This is a genomic window from Leucobacter ruminantium, from assembly GCF_017565705.1.
Classification (GTDB): Bacteria; Actinomycetota; Actinomycetes; order Actinomycetales; family Microbacteriaceae; genus Leucobacter; species Leucobacter ruminantium.
This window is the reverse complement of the sequence record NZ_JAGDYL010000004.1, coordinates 136,495-151,085: the sequence shown is the minus strand read 5'-3', so window position 1 is coordinate 151,085 and position 14,591 is coordinate 136,495. Positions and strand designations below refer to the sequence as shown.

At 71.2% G+C, this 14,591-nt stretch carries 14 protein-coding genes; 6 read left to right on the top strand and 8 right to left on the bottom strand.

Annotated features, from left to right (window positions below; all coding sequences use genetic code 11):
- Nucleotides 1-123: 123 nt before the first annotated feature.
- From J4H91_RS03260 to thrC, 5 genes are read right to left on the bottom strand one after another with little or no spacing between them, the layout of a single operon-like run.
- Nucleotides 124-1,743, bottom strand: coding sequence for a hypothetical protein (locus J4H91_RS03260; RefSeq protein ID WP_208044824.1), 1,620 nt, complete (start codon nucleotides 1,741-1,743; stop codon nucleotides 124-126).
- A complete protein-coding gene (locus tag J4H91_RS03255; RefSeq protein ID WP_208044823.1) occupies nucleotides 1,740-2,399 on the bottom strand; it encodes an ATP-binding cassette domain-containing protein in 660 nt (219 codons plus the stop codon). The genes J4H91_RS03260 and J4H91_RS03255 overlap by 4 nt, the downstream gene beginning before the upstream one ends.
- A gap of 38 nt (nucleotides 2,400-2,437) precedes the next feature.
- Complete coding sequence (locus tag J4H91_RS03250) at nucleotides 2,438-2,848, bottom strand: phage holin family protein (RefSeq protein ID WP_208044822.1); 411 nt, start codon at nucleotides 2,846-2,848, stop codon at nucleotides 2,438-2,440.
- Between the two features lie 22 nt (nucleotides 2,849-2,870).
- The gene (locus J4H91_RS03245; protein ID WP_341783404.1) at nucleotides 2,871-4,145 is read right to left on the bottom strand and encodes an AI-2E family transporter; all 1,275 of its coding nucleotides are present in this window, start codon (nucleotides 4,143-4,145) and stop codon (nucleotides 2,871-2,873) included.
- 43 nt (nucleotides 4,146-4,188) lie between these two features.
- Nucleotides 4,189-5,628, bottom strand: coding sequence for a threonine synthase (thrC, locus tag J4H91_RS03240; protein WP_208044821.1), 1,440 nt, complete (start codon nucleotides 5,626-5,628; stop codon nucleotides 4,189-4,191).
- A 113-nt stretch (nucleotides 5,629-5,741) separates the two neighbouring features.
- Here thrC and J4H91_RS03235 point away from each other — a divergent pair, with 113 nt between their 5' ends.
- The 3 genes from J4H91_RS03235 to J4H91_RS15765 all read left to right on the top strand — a co-directional run bounded on the left by J4H91_RS03235 (nucleotide 5,742) and on the right by J4H91_RS15765 (nucleotide 7,609).
- Complete coding sequence (locus J4H91_RS03235; protein WP_208044820.1) at nucleotides 5,742-6,875, top strand: thioredoxin domain-containing protein; 1,134 nt, start codon at nucleotides 5,742-5,744, stop codon at nucleotides 6,873-6,875.
- A gap of 102 nt (nucleotides 6,876-6,977) precedes the next feature.
- Nucleotides 6,978-7,418, top strand: coding sequence for a DUF4190 domain-containing protein (locus tag J4H91_RS03230; protein WP_208044819.1), 441 nt, complete (start codon nucleotides 6,978-6,980; stop codon nucleotides 7,416-7,418).
- 59 nt (nucleotides 7,419-7,477) lie between these two features.
- Nucleotides 7,478-7,609, top strand: coding sequence for a hypothetical protein (locus tag J4H91_RS15765; protein ID WP_279543121.1), 132 nt, complete (start codon nucleotides 7,478-7,480; stop codon nucleotides 7,607-7,609).
- Between the two features lie 308 nt (nucleotides 7,610-7,917).
- Here the strand turns inward: J4H91_RS15765 and guaB1 are convergent, their stop codons facing one another.
- Entirely contained in the window at nucleotides 7,918-9,393 is a 1,476-nt protein-coding gene (gene guaB1 / locus J4H91_RS03225; protein WP_208044818.1) for a GMP reductase, read from the bottom strand.
- A 366-nt stretch (nucleotides 9,394-9,759) separates the two neighbouring features.
- On the opposite strand from guaB1, the gene J4H91_RS15450 reads away from it, so the two are divergent.
- The 3 genes from J4H91_RS15450 (at nucleotide 9,760) to J4H91_RS03210 (ending at nucleotide 12,500) form a co-directional block, all read left to right on the top strand.
- Complete coding sequence (locus tag J4H91_RS15450; protein ID WP_243752588.1) at nucleotides 9,760-10,863, top strand: DUF4190 domain-containing protein; 1,104 nt, start codon at nucleotides 9,760-9,762, stop codon at nucleotides 10,861-10,863.
- Between the two features lie 106 nt (nucleotides 10,864-10,969).
- A complete protein-coding gene (gene mscL / locus J4H91_RS03215; RefSeq protein WP_208044817.1) occupies nucleotides 10,970-11,416 on the top strand; it encodes a large conductance mechanosensitive channel protein MscL in 447 nt (148 codons plus the stop codon).
- A 10-nt stretch (nucleotides 11,417-11,426) separates the two neighbouring features.
- A complete protein-coding gene (locus J4H91_RS03210; RefSeq protein WP_243752574.1) occupies nucleotides 11,427-12,500 on the top strand; it encodes a thioredoxin domain-containing protein in 1,074 nt (357 codons plus the stop codon).
- 37 nt (nucleotides 12,501-12,537) lie between these two features.
- Here the strand turns inward: J4H91_RS03210 and J4H91_RS03205 are convergent, their stop codons facing one another.
- Both J4H91_RS03205 and J4H91_RS03200 read right to left on the bottom strand, forming a co-directional pair.
- A complete protein-coding gene (locus J4H91_RS03205; protein WP_208044816.1) occupies nucleotides 12,538-13,212 on the bottom strand; it encodes an SOS response-associated peptidase family protein in 675 nt (224 codons plus the stop codon).
- 98 nt (nucleotides 13,213-13,310) lie between these two features.
- Complete coding sequence (locus J4H91_RS03200) at nucleotides 13,311-14,567, bottom strand: Nramp family divalent metal transporter (RefSeq protein ID WP_208044815.1); 1,257 nt, start codon at nucleotides 14,565-14,567, stop codon at nucleotides 13,311-13,313.
- Nucleotides 14,568-14,591 lie beyond the last annotated feature (24 nt).

Here is a 14,591-nt window from a genome sequence, read left to right as displayed (position 1 = left end):
CTCGTATATCTTGACATATGCTCGCGGCCTACGCAAAATCGGGGCGCGACTCCCGGGTGTGTCCCGCATGATCACGCCGATCGGTGCCCATTCTGGACCCGATCGTACGGGTGTCGCGCCGACTCAGTGCACGGACCTGCCGAGCCTGACCCGAGCCCACAGCAGCCCGCACGCGAGCACCGCGCAGGTGACGAGCGCCGCGCCGAGCGGAGCGAGCGACGCGGCGCAGGCGAGAGCCCACACGACGCCGAGCGCCGCCCCGAGGAAGAGCACGGCGATGGGGCCGTCGAGCGTCCACATCAGCACGTTGACGCCCGCCATGTCGCCAGCGGGCGTCGGCACCGGCGCGAGCAGCCGCAGGGGGATGGTGCCCTTCAACACGGCGGCCGCCCGCATGGCGACGACCACCCCGGCGACGAGGACCGCGGAGAGCAGCACGAGCGGCGCCAACCGGACGTGCGGCCCGATGAGACCGCCTGCGGCCGTCCCCAGCAACGCGCCCGCCCCGAGCGCCACCGCGGTCAGCACCGCCGGAACGACGAGGTGTCGCGCGATGAGCGACGCCGGCGAGACCGGGAGCAGCGGCGGCGAACCGCTCCCCTGCGCCGCGGCAGCCATGCCTCGGCACCAGGCCGAGCTCGACAGATACGCGAGCAGGAGCGACGCGGCGCCGAGCAGGGCCGAGCCGACATACGGCAGCAGGAAGCGCCCCTCGGCCGAGGCCGCGGGGATCGACGAGGGATCGAATGCGCCGAGCGCCGCGGCCCACAGAGCGCCGGCGGCGCTCGCACCTCCGAGCGCGAGCAGGCTTCGGCCGGGAGCGCGGACGACGCCGAGCAGATCCCTCGCCGCGATCGCGCCCGTGAGACCGCGGCCGGGGCGGAACCGGATGCGCCTCCCCCACCGCACCGGAGCCCCGAGGCGGGCGAGCCCGGCGCTCGGGTCGCCCGCGACGACGAGGGTCTGCACGGTATCCCAGCGCAGCGCCTGCTCGCGCAGCGCCTCCCAGCGCAGGCGCGCGGCGATCGCGGGGGTCCAGGCGATCATCGCGACCGCCGCAGCCACCGGCACGACCGCGAGCAGCGGCTGGGTCGACGCATCGCTCAGCAGTCGCGCGGCGATCGACCAGGGGTCGGCGAGCCCCGCACCGTCGAGCGCCCGCGCGGCCCACAACTGCGCCGCCGCGAGCGCACCGAGCAGCAGGGCCGCGAGTGCGCGTGCGCGGGGGCTGAGCTGGCCGACGAGCGGCGCCGCCGCGGCCAGCAGACCGATCGAGGCGAGGGCGAGCGGCAGCGCCACCGCGAGGCCGACGTCGAACTCGCCGCGCAGCGCCCGGGCGGCGACGGCCACGGCCGCCGCGAGCACTCCGACGAGCGCGCCCACGCCGAGCCACCGCGCGACCGAGGGACCGAGGAGACGTGCCCTGGACACCGGAGTCACGTGCAGCAGGTCGAGCTGCGGCAGGCCGGCGCGGGCGGGTCCGATCCTCGAGCCGGCGAGACAGAGCAGGGCCGTCGCCACGGTGAGCACGGGGGCGACGGCGGATAGAGGCCCCTCGCCCCCAGCGGCCACGCCGGATGTCGCGGGCAACTCGGCTCGCAGCCAGAGCAGCCCGGCTCGCACGATCGGGGCGACCACGATGATCACGAGCATGATCGCGATGTAGACGGGGTACGACGCGTCGCCGACGTCGAAGCGCGCGCCTCGGCGGCGCAGCACGACGCGGACGGCGCTGCGGTTCACGCCGAACTCGCTCCCCCGACGAGCACGTCGGAACCCGCCACCCGCGCGACGAGCTCCGCGTCGTGCGACGCGAATGCGACCGCGGCCCCGCCGTCGCGTGCCTCGAGGACCGCTTCGGCGACGAGGGATCGCCGATCGGGGTCCAGCCGCTGTTCCGGCTCGTCGAGCAGCAGCGCCGAAGCGGGTCGCGCGAACGTCACCGCGAGCGAGACGAGCTGCCGCTGCCCGCTCGACAGCTCGTTCGGGAAGCGCGTCGCGAGCGCGGCGATGCCGAAGCGGTCGATCGCGCCGCTGCCGAAACCGTGCCATGCAGCACCCTCGGCCTCGCCCTCCCACGCCGCCTCGACGAGCGCGAGCTGATCCCTCACTGTCAGATCGGGGTAGAGCGTCGGCGGTTCGATCAGGGCGGCGATGTGCCGGCGCACCTCGCGGTCGCGCTCGTCGAGCCGACGACCGAAGAGCTCGGCGCGGCCGCGGTTCGGGCGCATCCGCCCCGCGAGCACGCGCAGCAGCGTCGTCTTGCCTGCGCCGTTCGGCCCGCGCACCGCGACGCAGGCGCCGCGAGTGAGCGTGACGGAGGTCTCGGGCAGCAACTCGGCGCCGTCGATCTCGACGGAGACGCCCGTGGCTTCGAGCACCGCGCCCACGCCGTCCACCGCGCCCGCCACCCCTGCGCCCGCTGCGTCCGGGGCGCTCAGCGCTTCACCCGGTTCATCGCCTTCTCGGTCTCGCGGCGCTTCAGCCGCTTCTCGATGACGAAGGCCATGAAGATCCAGCCGCCGAGCGCGGTGATCACCCACACGATGATGGGGGCGAGCACCCAGGTCTCGACACCGCGGATCTCGATGCCGCCCTTGAACAGCGTCGCGACCCAGAGCGCGAGCAGCGTCGCGACGAGCCCGACGCCGCCCGCGAGGGGCGCGGCGTAGCGCTGCGCGATGTTCAGCACGAACGGACCGAGCACGGCATGCGCGACGGCGAACACCGCGACCGCTGTGAGAAAGCCGCCGATGTGCAGCTCGAAGCCGGGCAGCGCGAAGTGCGCGACCACGAGCGCGATGGCCGAGAGCACCACCTGGGAGACGATCTGGAAGAGGAGTCGCATGCGGGATACGCCTTTCGTGACGTCAGTCGGTCTCGCCCGGCTTCGGCCGGAAGGGCTTCGCGGGGAGATCTGGGCCGTCCCAGACCTGGATGACGCCCCACGCGACCGCGGCGATCGGCACGGCGAGCACGGCACCGAGCACGCCGCTCAGCACGGTGCCGATGGTCAGGGCGAGCAGGATGACGAGCGAGTGCAGCTTCAGCGCGCGCCCCATGAGCACGGGCTGCAGGAAGTTGCCCTCGAGCTGGTTGACGAGCACCACGACGCCCACGACGAGCACGGCGCTCAGCGGACCGTTCGCGACGAGGGCGACGAGCGCGGCGAGGATGCCTGCGAGGGTCGCACCCACGATCGGGATGAACGCGAGCACGAACACGAGCACGGCGAGCGGCAGCGCGAGCGGGACCTGCAGGATGACGAGGCCGATGCCGATGCCGATGGCGTCGACCGCAGCCACCGATGCGGTGCCGCGCACGTAGTGGCCGAGCGTGTCGACCGTCTTCGCGCCCGCGCGCTCCGCGCGGGCCAGCGCCGCTCCCTCGAAGGGACGCAGCAGGAAGCGCCAGATCTGCGGCCCGTCTTTCAGGAAGAAGAACAGCACCACGACCATGAGCACGAAGCCGGTGATGAAGTTGGTGACCACGCCGACACCCGCGAGCGCGCCCGAACCGAACTGCGAGCTCGTCAGGAAGTCGACGATGGTGTCGCGCCACTCCATCAGCTGCTCGTGGTCGGGCGCGAACGGCAGCGTCTTCACCCAGTCGAGCACCTGGGCGAAGCCGTCCTGCGCCTGGGTCGAGAGGTCGTCCCACTGATCCTTCACCGCCCACACGATGAGCCAGCCGACGGCCGTGAGCAGCAGCACGATCGTGAGCAGCACGAGTACCGTGGCGAGCGCCGCGGGGATGCGGGCTCGCAGCCACCCCATCACCGGGGCGAACGTGCTCGCGAAGATCAGGGCGAGCAGGATGGGGATCACGACGGTGCTCAGCGTGCGCAGACCGATCACCACGACCGTCGTGAGCACGAGCACGACGATGATCTGCAGCGCGCGCGTCGCGAGCAGCCCGAACGAGTCGCCCCAGGCCCTGCGGGCCCGAGAGGACTCGGCCAGCCCGTCGGAGCCGCCGCGTCCGCGCGTGCCCGCGCGCACCTCGAGATCGTTCATCCGAGCGTTCAGCTCTCGCAGCCGTCTCCCGCCGAACATCGGCACCTCCCTGTTGATGTCGTAGGAACCACCATAGAGGGTGCCGCCGACATCGGTGTCCGCGAACCTCCGGGCTCCGGTCGGACGCACGATCGCCGCCGTCGACGCGCGAGCGCCGGCCCGCCGCGAGGGATCAGCGGTGCACGGCTCGCGTCGCGATGAAGTCGCGCAGCTCCGCCTCGTCGTCATCCATCTCGGTGACGTGCTGCGGCAGCTCGAGCAACCCGGCCAGGTGCTCGGGCATGCCGACGCGCTCGCCGGTCGCCTCGAGCACGATGTCGGGGAACTTCGCGGGCTTCGCCGTCTCGAGCACGAGCATGGGCACGCCGGGCTCGGCGTACTCGCGGGCGACCTTCACGCCGTCGGCCGTGTGCGGGTCGATGAGCACGCCGCTGCCCTCGAACACCGAGCGGATGGTCGCGACGCGGTCGGCGTGCGTGCTCGTGCCGCTCTGGAAGCCGAACTCTGCCTCGAAGCGAGGCAGATCCGCGGAGAAGTCGATGCTCCCGGTCTCGTCGAGCTCGCGCCAGGCGGCGGCGAGCCGCTCGGGATCGCGCCCGAGGAGGTCGAAGACGAAGCGCTCGAGGTTCGAGGCCTTCGAGATGTCCATCGAGGGGCTCGACGTCGCGTGCGTCTCGGCCGCCGTGCGCGGCGTGTAGACGCCGGTGCGGAAGAACTCGTCGAGCACGTTGTTCTCGTTGGCGGCGAGCACGAGTCTGCGGATCGGCAGCCCCATGGCCTTCGCCAGGTGCCCGGAGAGGATGTTGCCGAAGTTGCCCGAGGGCACCGTGAACGAGACCTCGAAGGCCGCGCGCTCGGCTTCGGCCACCGCGTCGGTGGTGCGCAACCAGGCCCAGAAGTAGTAGACCATCTGGGCGCTGATGCGGCCGAGATTGATCGAATTGACCGTGCCCAGCTCATGGGCGCGCTTGAACTCGAGGTCGCCCGAGAGGGCCTTCACGAGGTTCTGGCAGTCGTCGAAGACGCCGGCGACGGCGATGTTGTGGATGTTGTCGTCGGTGAGCGAGTACATCTGCGCCCGCTGGAACTCGCTCATGCGCCCCTGCGGCGAGAGCATGAACACGGCGATGCCGTGCTTGCCCCGGAGCGCGTACTCGGCGGCGGAACCGGTGTCGCCCGAGGTCGCCCCGATGATGTTGAGCGCGCGGTCGTTCTTCTCGAGCGCGTATTCGAGCGCCTGCCCGAGGAACTGCATCGCCATGTCCTTGAAGGCGAGCGTCGGCCCCTCGGAGAGGCCGACGAGCGAGATGCCGGTGTCGGGCCCGGCGAGCGGCGAGACCGGCACGATCGCCTCGTCCACGAAGTTGTCGGCGCTGTAGGCGGCGCGGCACATGCGCGCGAGGTCGTCGCGCGGGATATCGGTCGCGTAGAGGCTCAGGATCTCGGTGGCCAGATCCGCGTAGTCGAGGGATCGCCACGCCTCGATCTGCTCGGCGGAGACCTGCGGCACCGTCTCGGGAACGACGAGCCCGCCGTCGGTTGCGAGCCCCTCCAGCAGGATCGCGCTGTAGGGGGCCGGCTCCATGCCGCCGCGGGTCGAGATGTACTTCACCGATGCTCCTCCAGAGTTGTGGACTGCCCGCACCATTCTTGCAGGCCCCGCTGACATTCCCGGCGATCCCTCTCGGATATAGCCTGGTCGGGACCGTGAGGAGGTCCCCGCACATGAGCGACGAGCAGCAGATGCCCGCGACGATCCCCGATCCGCAGCAGCCCCGATACGCGTCTCTCGTCGCGCACCCGCCCGCCGCACCGTACGCCCCGCAGCCGCAACCCCGGCCGCCGCTCAACGGCCTCGCCGTGTTCGCCTTCGTATCCTCCTTCATCATCGGGCTGCTGGGTCTTGTGCTCTCGTTCATCGCGGTGTCCCAACTCGGGCGCGACGGCAAGCGCGGCAAGGGCTTCGCCGTCGCGGCGATGATCATCGGCGGGGTGAACACGATCTTCCAGCTCGTGGTCGGCATCTTCGTCGTGATAGCGCTCATCGCGGGAGGGATCGCGGTCTCGGCCGTCGGCGAGGCGGCGCGCCGCGGTGCCTCCGGCGCATCGCCCGAACTCGAGCTGCCGCACACCTGGGCGCCGGCGAACATGGGAACGGGAGGGGTGGTCTTCACCTCGCCGACGGAGGCGGTCGAGACCCCTCCGATCGGCGAGATCGAGGAGCGCGGTGCGTACATCCCCGCTCCGGGGAGCGCCCCCGTGCACGTCACGCTCTACGTGGACTACGCCTGCACCGATTGCCTCGCATTCGAGGAGGAGAACGGCGACATGCTCGAGGAGCGCCTCGCCGCGGGCGACATCTCGCTCGAGATCGTACCGGTCGCCGCGCTGGACCGCGCGACCGGCCACACCGAGTACTCGACGAGGGCCGCGAACTTCATGGCCTGCCAGGTCGACGCCCAACCCGAGACCGCCTACGCCGTGCATCGCGCGCTCCTGAGCGCCGAGAACGTCCCCGAACCCGGCACGGCAGGCCCCAAGGACGCCGAGCTGATGGTCATCGCCATGCGCGCGGGAGGCGCCGACGACACCGCCGCGCGCGAGTGCGTCATGTACCGCGCCTTCGAGAGCTTCGTCGCCGAGGTCACCACGGATCTCACGGCCGGTCGCGGGGTGCTCGGCCTGGCCCCCGACGAGCGGCTGCAGCGGGACTCCGAGCCGCAGTCGACCGACGAGCAGCTGCTCTCCAGCCTCCCCCTCTCCCTCGTGAACGGGAAGGATTGGCAGCAGCCCGAATACGAGGCGGTGAGCCTCGAGGCGTTCATCGACCGTGAACTCGCGGTCATCGAAGGCCGGTAGGGATCCCTCGCGGAGTTCGCTTCTGCTCGGCAGGGATCCCTCGCCCTCATCCGTCCGGAGCTCGCGGGTAGGCTGGATACGGTCGAAAGGGGAAGAACCGGCATGAACGACGCACCGGCACCGCACCAGGGAACGCCCGCGCACCCGGAGGTTCCCCCGCCGGGCCTGCCGCAGTCGCAACCGCAACCCGCGCCGCCGCAGGCGCCACCGGTGCACTACGCGCCGGGCGGAGCGGCCTACACCCAGCCGGGCGGCATGCCCGGAGCGATGTACTCCCCCTACGCGGCGCAGCAGGCGGGAGTGCGGCCGCCGATGAACAAGACCGCGATCTGGGCGTTCATCACCTCGTTCTTCATCGGGCTGCTCGGCCTCATCCTGGGCGTCGTGGCGTCGAAGCAGATCGGCAACACCGGGCAGCGCGGCATCGGCTTCGCGATGGCGGGGTTCTACATCGGCCTCGTCGTCATGATCCTGCAGTTGACGGTCGGCCTGATCCTGTTTCTGATGCTGCTCTTCGGCACCATCGCCTCGACGACGGTCTAGTTGGCGGGGCGGAGGGACCGAGACCCTCGCGCCGCCTCGCGGTCGTATACTCTGGCCGGATGATGCCGATTCGTCTCGCCGCGCTCGGCGGTAAGGACGAGATCGTGATCGGCGAAGACCTTCTCGTGGCCGTAGGTCACACGATCAGCGGCGACTTCGCGCAAGATGCGTTCGCGGGGTTGCGCGGCTGAACAAGGCCGGAAGTTCTCCGATGCCTACGAATTGGCGTAGCTCCTCGCCCGAGAGCGACGCATCGGTCTTCGCGTGCCGGGCTACGGAGTAAGCGGTAGCGCGGATGCGCGCACCAAGCGCACCGCAGCGGGTGCGCCCGGTTGCGCGGGTTCCCCGCCTTGCCCTGCACGTGCCGAACATGACGGTTTCAGCGAGACCGACTGTTCCGGGAGCGCTGAAACAGTCTGTTTCGCTGAAACGGTCGGTCTCACCGAGAGAAGCCGCTTCGCTCGCTCGAGCAGCGGAGGGAACGCAGCGAAATGGCGGCTCACCAGCTGACGGGGAGCGCCTTGCCCTCCTCGTAGCCGGCGGCCGACTGGAGGCCGACGCGAGCGCGCACATGGAACTCCTGCAGGCTCTCGGCGCCCGCGTAGGTGAACGATGAGCGCACGCCCGAGGTGATCATGTCGACGAGATCCTCGACGCCCGGCCGCTGCGGATCGAGGTAGATGCGCGACGACGAGATGCCCTCGGCGAAGAGCTCCTTGCGGGCCCGCTCGAAGGCGTCGAGCCCGCCGAAGCGGCCCTGCACGGCCTTCGTCGACGCCATGCCCCACGACTCCTTGTACTGCCGCCCGTCGGCGTCGGAGACGAGCTCGCCAGGAGACTCGGCGGTGCCCGCGAACCAGGAGCCGATCATCACGGAGGCCGCGCCGGCGGCGAGTGCGAGCGCGACGTCGCGGGGGTAGCGCACGCCGCCGTCGGCCCACACGTGCGCACCGAGCTCGCGCGCAGCCTGGGCTGTCTCGAGCACTGCCGAGAACTGCGGGCGGCCGACGGCCGTCATCATGCGCGTGGTGCACATCGCGCCGGGGCCGACACCGACCTTGAGGATGTCGGCGCCCGCCGCGACGAGATCGTTCACACCGTCGGCGGTCACGATGTTGCCCGCGACGATCGGCAGGCCGAGGCCGAGCTCGGATACGGCGCGCAGGGCGCGCAGCATGCCCTCCTGGTGGCCGTGCGCGGTGTCGACGACGAGCACATCGGCGCCTGCGGCGGCGAGTGATCGCGCCTTGCCCGCCACATCGCCGTTGATGCCGACCGCGGCGGCGACCGCGAGCCGGCCGTCGCCGTCGAGGGCGGGGGCGTAGATCGAGCGGCGCAGCGCCGAGCGGCGCGACAGCGTACCGAGCAGTTCCCCCCGCTCGACCACGCAGACGGTCTCGACGTCGTGCCGCGCCGCGACCTCGTCGACCGCGTCGAAGGTCTCCCGAGCGCCGGCGAGCGCATCGGCGTCGAGCAGCGGGGCGGCCCCGTGCACGAGGTCGCCGAGCCGCGCATCGGATGGAACGCTGCCGAGTCGCGCGGCCGAGAGGACTCCCCTGATCCGCTCGGAGGGGACGCGCCCCTCCGGCTCCGCACCGTCGATCACGACGACGCTCTGGCCTTCGGCGCGAGGGATCAGGCGCAGCGCGTGGGCCGCGGTCAGCTCGCTCGAGAGCAGGATCGGCGTGTCGACGTCGACGGGCTGCTGCTTCACCCAGCGGATCGCGGCCTCGGTGCCGTCGAGGGAGAGATCCTGCGGCAGCACGGCGAGCCCGCCGCGCCGCGCGAGCACGGCGGCGAGCCGCGGTCCGGTGACCGAGTTCATGTTGGCCGCGACGAGCGGCAGAGTCGCGGGGGTGCCGTCGCGGGGCGTCAGCTCGACCGCGAGGCGGCTCCCCACGTCGGAGTGCCTCGGCACGAGGAACACGTCGGAATAGGTGAGGTCAACGGTGGGCTTCGCGCCGATAAACTCCATGCTCCCCACGCTACCGCGTGAGCCTCGGAATGCTCCCGACGCTCGGGTTCTCAGTTCGGCGAGGCGTGTTTCGACCCGCTCCTCCCGCCGGTTGAGCGACCGAGGCACGAGGGAGTCGAAACCGAAGAGCCGACTCGGTGCGGCGGGTTTCGACTCGCTTCGCTCGCTCAACCAGCGGAGGTACCCGCTCCACTCGCTCCGCCAGCCGGGGCCGCGGTGCGCTGCGCACACGAACGCATAGGATGGAGGTTGTGGGAGCCCACCGCGGCCCTCGCGCAGCCCGGGTCCTGAACACCGGCTCGCTCCGAACGGGCGTGTCAACCTCACCGGGTAGCCACCGACACAGCCCAGGAGTGGAGACCGGACATGTCCGACACCAACACGCCCAACGACGATTCCCGGAACACCGCCCCGAGCGGTGCCGGCGATAACCCGCCCGCGCAGGACGCGCAGCCGACGACGCCGCTGACCCCGGCACCTGCAGCGCCCGACGCGCAGGACGCCCAGCACACGACGCCGCTGACCCCGGCCCCCGCCCCGCAGGACGCCCAGGACTTCCAGGCCACCACCCCGCAGCAGTCGGTGGCCCCGCAGGCGCCCCAGATGCCGCAGGCGCCGACCGGACGTCAGGCGCCGCAGGTGCCCCAGGCCCCTCAGATGCCGCAGTCCGCGCAGCAGCCCGGAGGCCCCCAGCAGCCCTTCCAGCCCGGCGCGCCCCAGCAGCCCTTCCAGCCCGGCGCTCCGCAGGGCCCCGGCGCTCCGCAGGGCCCCGGCGCCCCGCAGGCCCCCGGTGTGCCGAGCTACGGCTACCCGACGGCGCCGAAGCAGCCGAAGGGTCTCGCGATCACCGCGCTCGTGCTCGGCATCGTCGCGGTCGTCGGCGGGATGATCTTCGGATGGATCCCGTTCGTCGGCGGCATCATCACGGTCCTGTGCGGCCTGGCCGCGCTGATCCTCGGCTTCATCGCGATCGGCAAGAAGCAGTCGAAGGGCATGTCGATCACCGGTCTCATCCTGGGCGGCGTCGGAGTGCTGGCGGGCATCGGCATCATCATCGCCTGGAGCTTCATCATCTCCAACGTCAACAAGGAGCTCGAGGACTACAGCAGCTCCCTCGACGAGCTGCAGTCGGAGCTCGACAACTACGACTACGAAGCGGACACCGGCTCCGGCTTCTCGGAGGGCGACCCCGGAGTCGACTCGCTCGAGTACTCGGCGGCGTTCTGCTCCGTGTTCAACGAGTACCTCGCCCTCAACCCGACCGGTGACCTGGCGAGCGATTCCCCCGAAGCGCTCGACGTGTTCCAGCGCCTCGCGGCCGAGGAGAGCCCGAACCAGGACGTGTATCAGCTCTTCTACGACATCATCAGCGACCCGGCGAATGCCACGAACTACGGTTACGACGAGATCGAGCAGGCATCGCAGGATCTCGTCTCCGCGATGATGGACGACACCGCCGCCTGCATGTGATCGCGGGTGAGGTTCGCCCCTCCGCGACGAGGCCCCGGTATCGTGATACCGGGGCCTCGTCCGTTCCCACCAACACCACCGACAGGTATCCAGAAGGGAAGCATCCATGTTCAAGGGCTTCAAGGAGTTCCTGCTCCGCGGCAACGTGGTCGACCTCGCAGTGGCCGTGGTCATCGGCGCTGCGTTCAACTCCGTCGTCGAGCGCGTCGTCGACTCGCTCATCAACCCCATCATCGGCATGGTCTTCAAGGCCGACTCCCTCGACGGGGCGCTGAAGTTCGCGCTTCCCGGAGGCGGTGCGATCGCCCTCGGCGCTGTGATCGGCGCGATCATCAACTTCGTGATCGTCGCGGCCGTCGTCTACTTCGTGTTCGTGCTGCCCATGAACAAGCTGCGCCGCCCGGTTCCCGAAGAGGAGCCCGTCGCACCCACCGAGCAGGAGCTCCTCACCGAGATCCGCGACCTGCTCCGCGCGGGCGCGGGCATTCCTCCCGCTCCCACGCCGGAGAACCCGCCGACCCCCTCCTCCGAGCACCCGCCGCACAAGCACTGAGAGCAGCCCGATGACGCTTCCCCCGACTCCCGGCGACGACAGGGATCCCTCGCCGCAGCCGCAGGCTCCGCAGTACCCGCAGGCACCGCCGCACCCTTACGCGCAGCCGCCGGTCGCGCCGATGAGCTCGCTCGCGGTCGTGGCCTTCGTCGGCTCGTTCTTCGTGTCGCTCGTCGGCATGATCTGCGGCCACATCGCGCTCGCGCGGATCAAGCGCAGCGGTCAGCGGGGCCGGGGTCTCGCGCTGGCGGGAACGATCATCGGATACGTCACCCTCGCGTCCAAGCTCTCCCTGCTGGCCGCGCTCTTCGTGTTCGGGCTCGGCTTCCAGCCCGGTCCGGTGCCGACCGTGAGCGGTGCGTCCGCGAGCGGAGTCGGGCCCGAGGGAATGGCCTCGGGCGGCGCCGTGTTCGGCGAGGGCGGGGAGCTCGTCTCGTCGGGCTCGGCCTCGGGCGACTCGCGCGAGGCCCCCGAGGCCGATCGCTCCGCAGGCTCGCCGGTCGACGTGACCGTGTACGTCGACTACATGTGCCCGGCGTGCGGCGCCTTCGAGCAGGCGAACGGCGACATGCTGAACAGCTACGTGCGGGCGGGCGACATCACTCTGCAGGTCTACCCCCTCAACTTCCTCGACCAGACCTCGCTCGGTGCCCGCTACTCGACCCGTGCGGCGAATCTGTTCGCCTGCATCGTCGAGTCCTCCCCCGACGCCGCGCTCGACGTGCACACGAGCCTGCTGAGCGCCGACGTGCAGCCGTCGGAGGGCACCGAGGGCCTCACCGACGACGAACTGCTCGCGGTCGCCGAGGACGCGGGCGCCGATGTCGACGGCGAACTGCGGCAGTGCGTGGCCGAGCAGCGCTTCGCCGGTTTCTTCGACGACAACACGCGCATCGCGACCGAGGAGGGTCTGCTCGGCCTCGCCCCTGGAGCCCAGCTGCTCGGAAGCGGCGGAACGCCGCAGCCGGCCGACGGACCGCAGCGGCTCGTCTCGACCCCCACCGTGATCGTGGCCGGCGAGCAGTACGTCGCGCAGCGCGACGGCGATCTCGAGTCGGCGATCCTGAAGGCTCTGGACCGCTAGGGATCGCTGACGCGGCGAGGGATCACCGCAAGGCGGCTCAGAAGAGCGTGGGCGGCATGGATCCCTCGCCCGCCACGTCGATGATCCGCAGAGCCGCCCCGATCCCCTCCGACGCGAACCGCGCACGCGAGATGAGCTCCGCGTCGCCCACGCGATCGGGATCGAGCCACTCGTCGTGGAACTCGCGCGGCAGCACCAGCGGCATGCGCGGATCCGCCTCGGCGGCGGCGGCGACCGCGTCTCGGGTGACCATCGAGTAGCTGAGCAGCTCGCCCTCGCCGTCGATGCCGCCGCCGCGCTCCCCCGGAACCGGCGTGACGATCGCCGCGATGCCGAAGAGTTCGTCGCCGGGGAGCGCGAAGGTGCGCCCCTTCTCCACGTACCACCGCGCGGGCAGCAGAGCGCGCCGCTGGAACGGCTCCCGCCAGCTGCGCAGCAGCGCGTCGTCGCGCGAGTTGAAGGCGCTGTAGGGGGCGGGGGCGCCTGCGACGTGCAGCCACCACCAGCCGAGCTCCACCGAGCGCGCGCCGCCTCTCACGTGGATCAGGGGGTTGAGGTTGCGCGCCTTCCGACCCGTGATGCGCGCCCTGCCCCGCTGCTCGCGCGCCCACCGCTCGACGAGCGCCCGGCTGTCGGGCTCGTGCATGGGCGGCAGGTCGAAGGTGAGACCGAGGCCGTGGGGGCCGCCGCTCGCCCCGTAGATCGCGCACATGCGATCAGCCTATGCCGTGCCCCCTTCTGCGCTCGGCAGTAGATGTTCGAGAATCGCAAGAACGGAACGTCTACTGACCAGCGCAGAGGCTCTGGCGTTCACGCCGCGCCGACGGCCGTCAGCACGAGCAGCAGGGCGTTGAGCGCCACGATGAGCGCGGCGACGACGATCGCGACGACGCGCAGCGCCGTCCGGTTCGCGAAGCCGCCCATCACCCCGCGGCGGCTGGTGAGGGAGATCAGCGGGATGAGCGCGAAGGGGATTCCGAAGGAGAGCACGACCTGGCTCACGACGAGCGACCAGGTGGGGTCGAGCCCCAGCCCCAGCACGACGAGCGCCGGCAGCAGGGTGATGAGCCGGCGCAGCAGCAGCGGGATGCGCACGTGCAGGAGTCCCTGCATGATCTCGGCCCCGGCGTAGGCTCCGACGGACGTGGACGCGAGGCCCGAGGCGAGCAGGCCGATGCCGAAGATCACGCCGATCGCGGGACCGAGGTGGGCGCTGATGGCCGCCGCGGCGCCCTCGATCGTATCGGTGCCCGCGACGCCGGGCAGCGAGGCGGCCGCGAGCAGCAGCATCGCGATGTTCACGCCGCCCGCGAGCAGCAGCGCGAGCCCGACGTCCCAGCGCGTGGCGCGCAGCAGCTCGCTCACCCGCCGCGGGTCGGTCGAGGAGCCGTGACGGTCGCGGGCGAGCGAGGAGTGCAGGTAGATGGCGTGCGGCATGACCGTCGCACCGAGCATGCTCGCGGCGAGGAGCACGGTGGCGGTGCCCTCGAAGCGAGGGATCATGCCCGACGCGATGCCGCCCCAGTCGAGCGGGCTGACGAAGAGACCGGCGACGAAGCCGACGGTGATCACGGCGAGCAGCGCGAGGATCACCCGCTCGAAGCCGAGCTGGCCCGTGCGCTGCACGGCGAGGATCGCGAGCGACACCGCGCCGACGATGATGCCGCCGAGCAGCAGCGGCACGCCGAAGAGGATGTGCAGGGCGAGCGCGCCGCCGATCACCTCGGCGAGATCGGTCGCGATCGCGACGAGTTCTGCCTGCGCCCAGTAGAGCAGGCGGCCGGTGCGGGGCAGGCGTTCGCCGAGCGCTTCGGGCAGGCTCTGCCCCGTGACGATCCCGAGCTTCGCGGAGAGGTACTGCACGATGACGGCCATGGCGTTGGCGAGCACGAGCACCCACACGAGCAGGTAGCCGTAGCCGGCGCCGGCCGAGAGGTTCGCGGCGACGTTGCCCGGGTCGACGTACGCGATCGCCGCGACGAAGGCGGGGCCGAGCAACCGCAGAAGACCGCCCGGCGCTCTCCCGGCGTCGTGGCGCGAGCCCGCTCCCAGCCGTGTCCTCCGCATCGCGGCCCCTTTCTCCGTTCATTC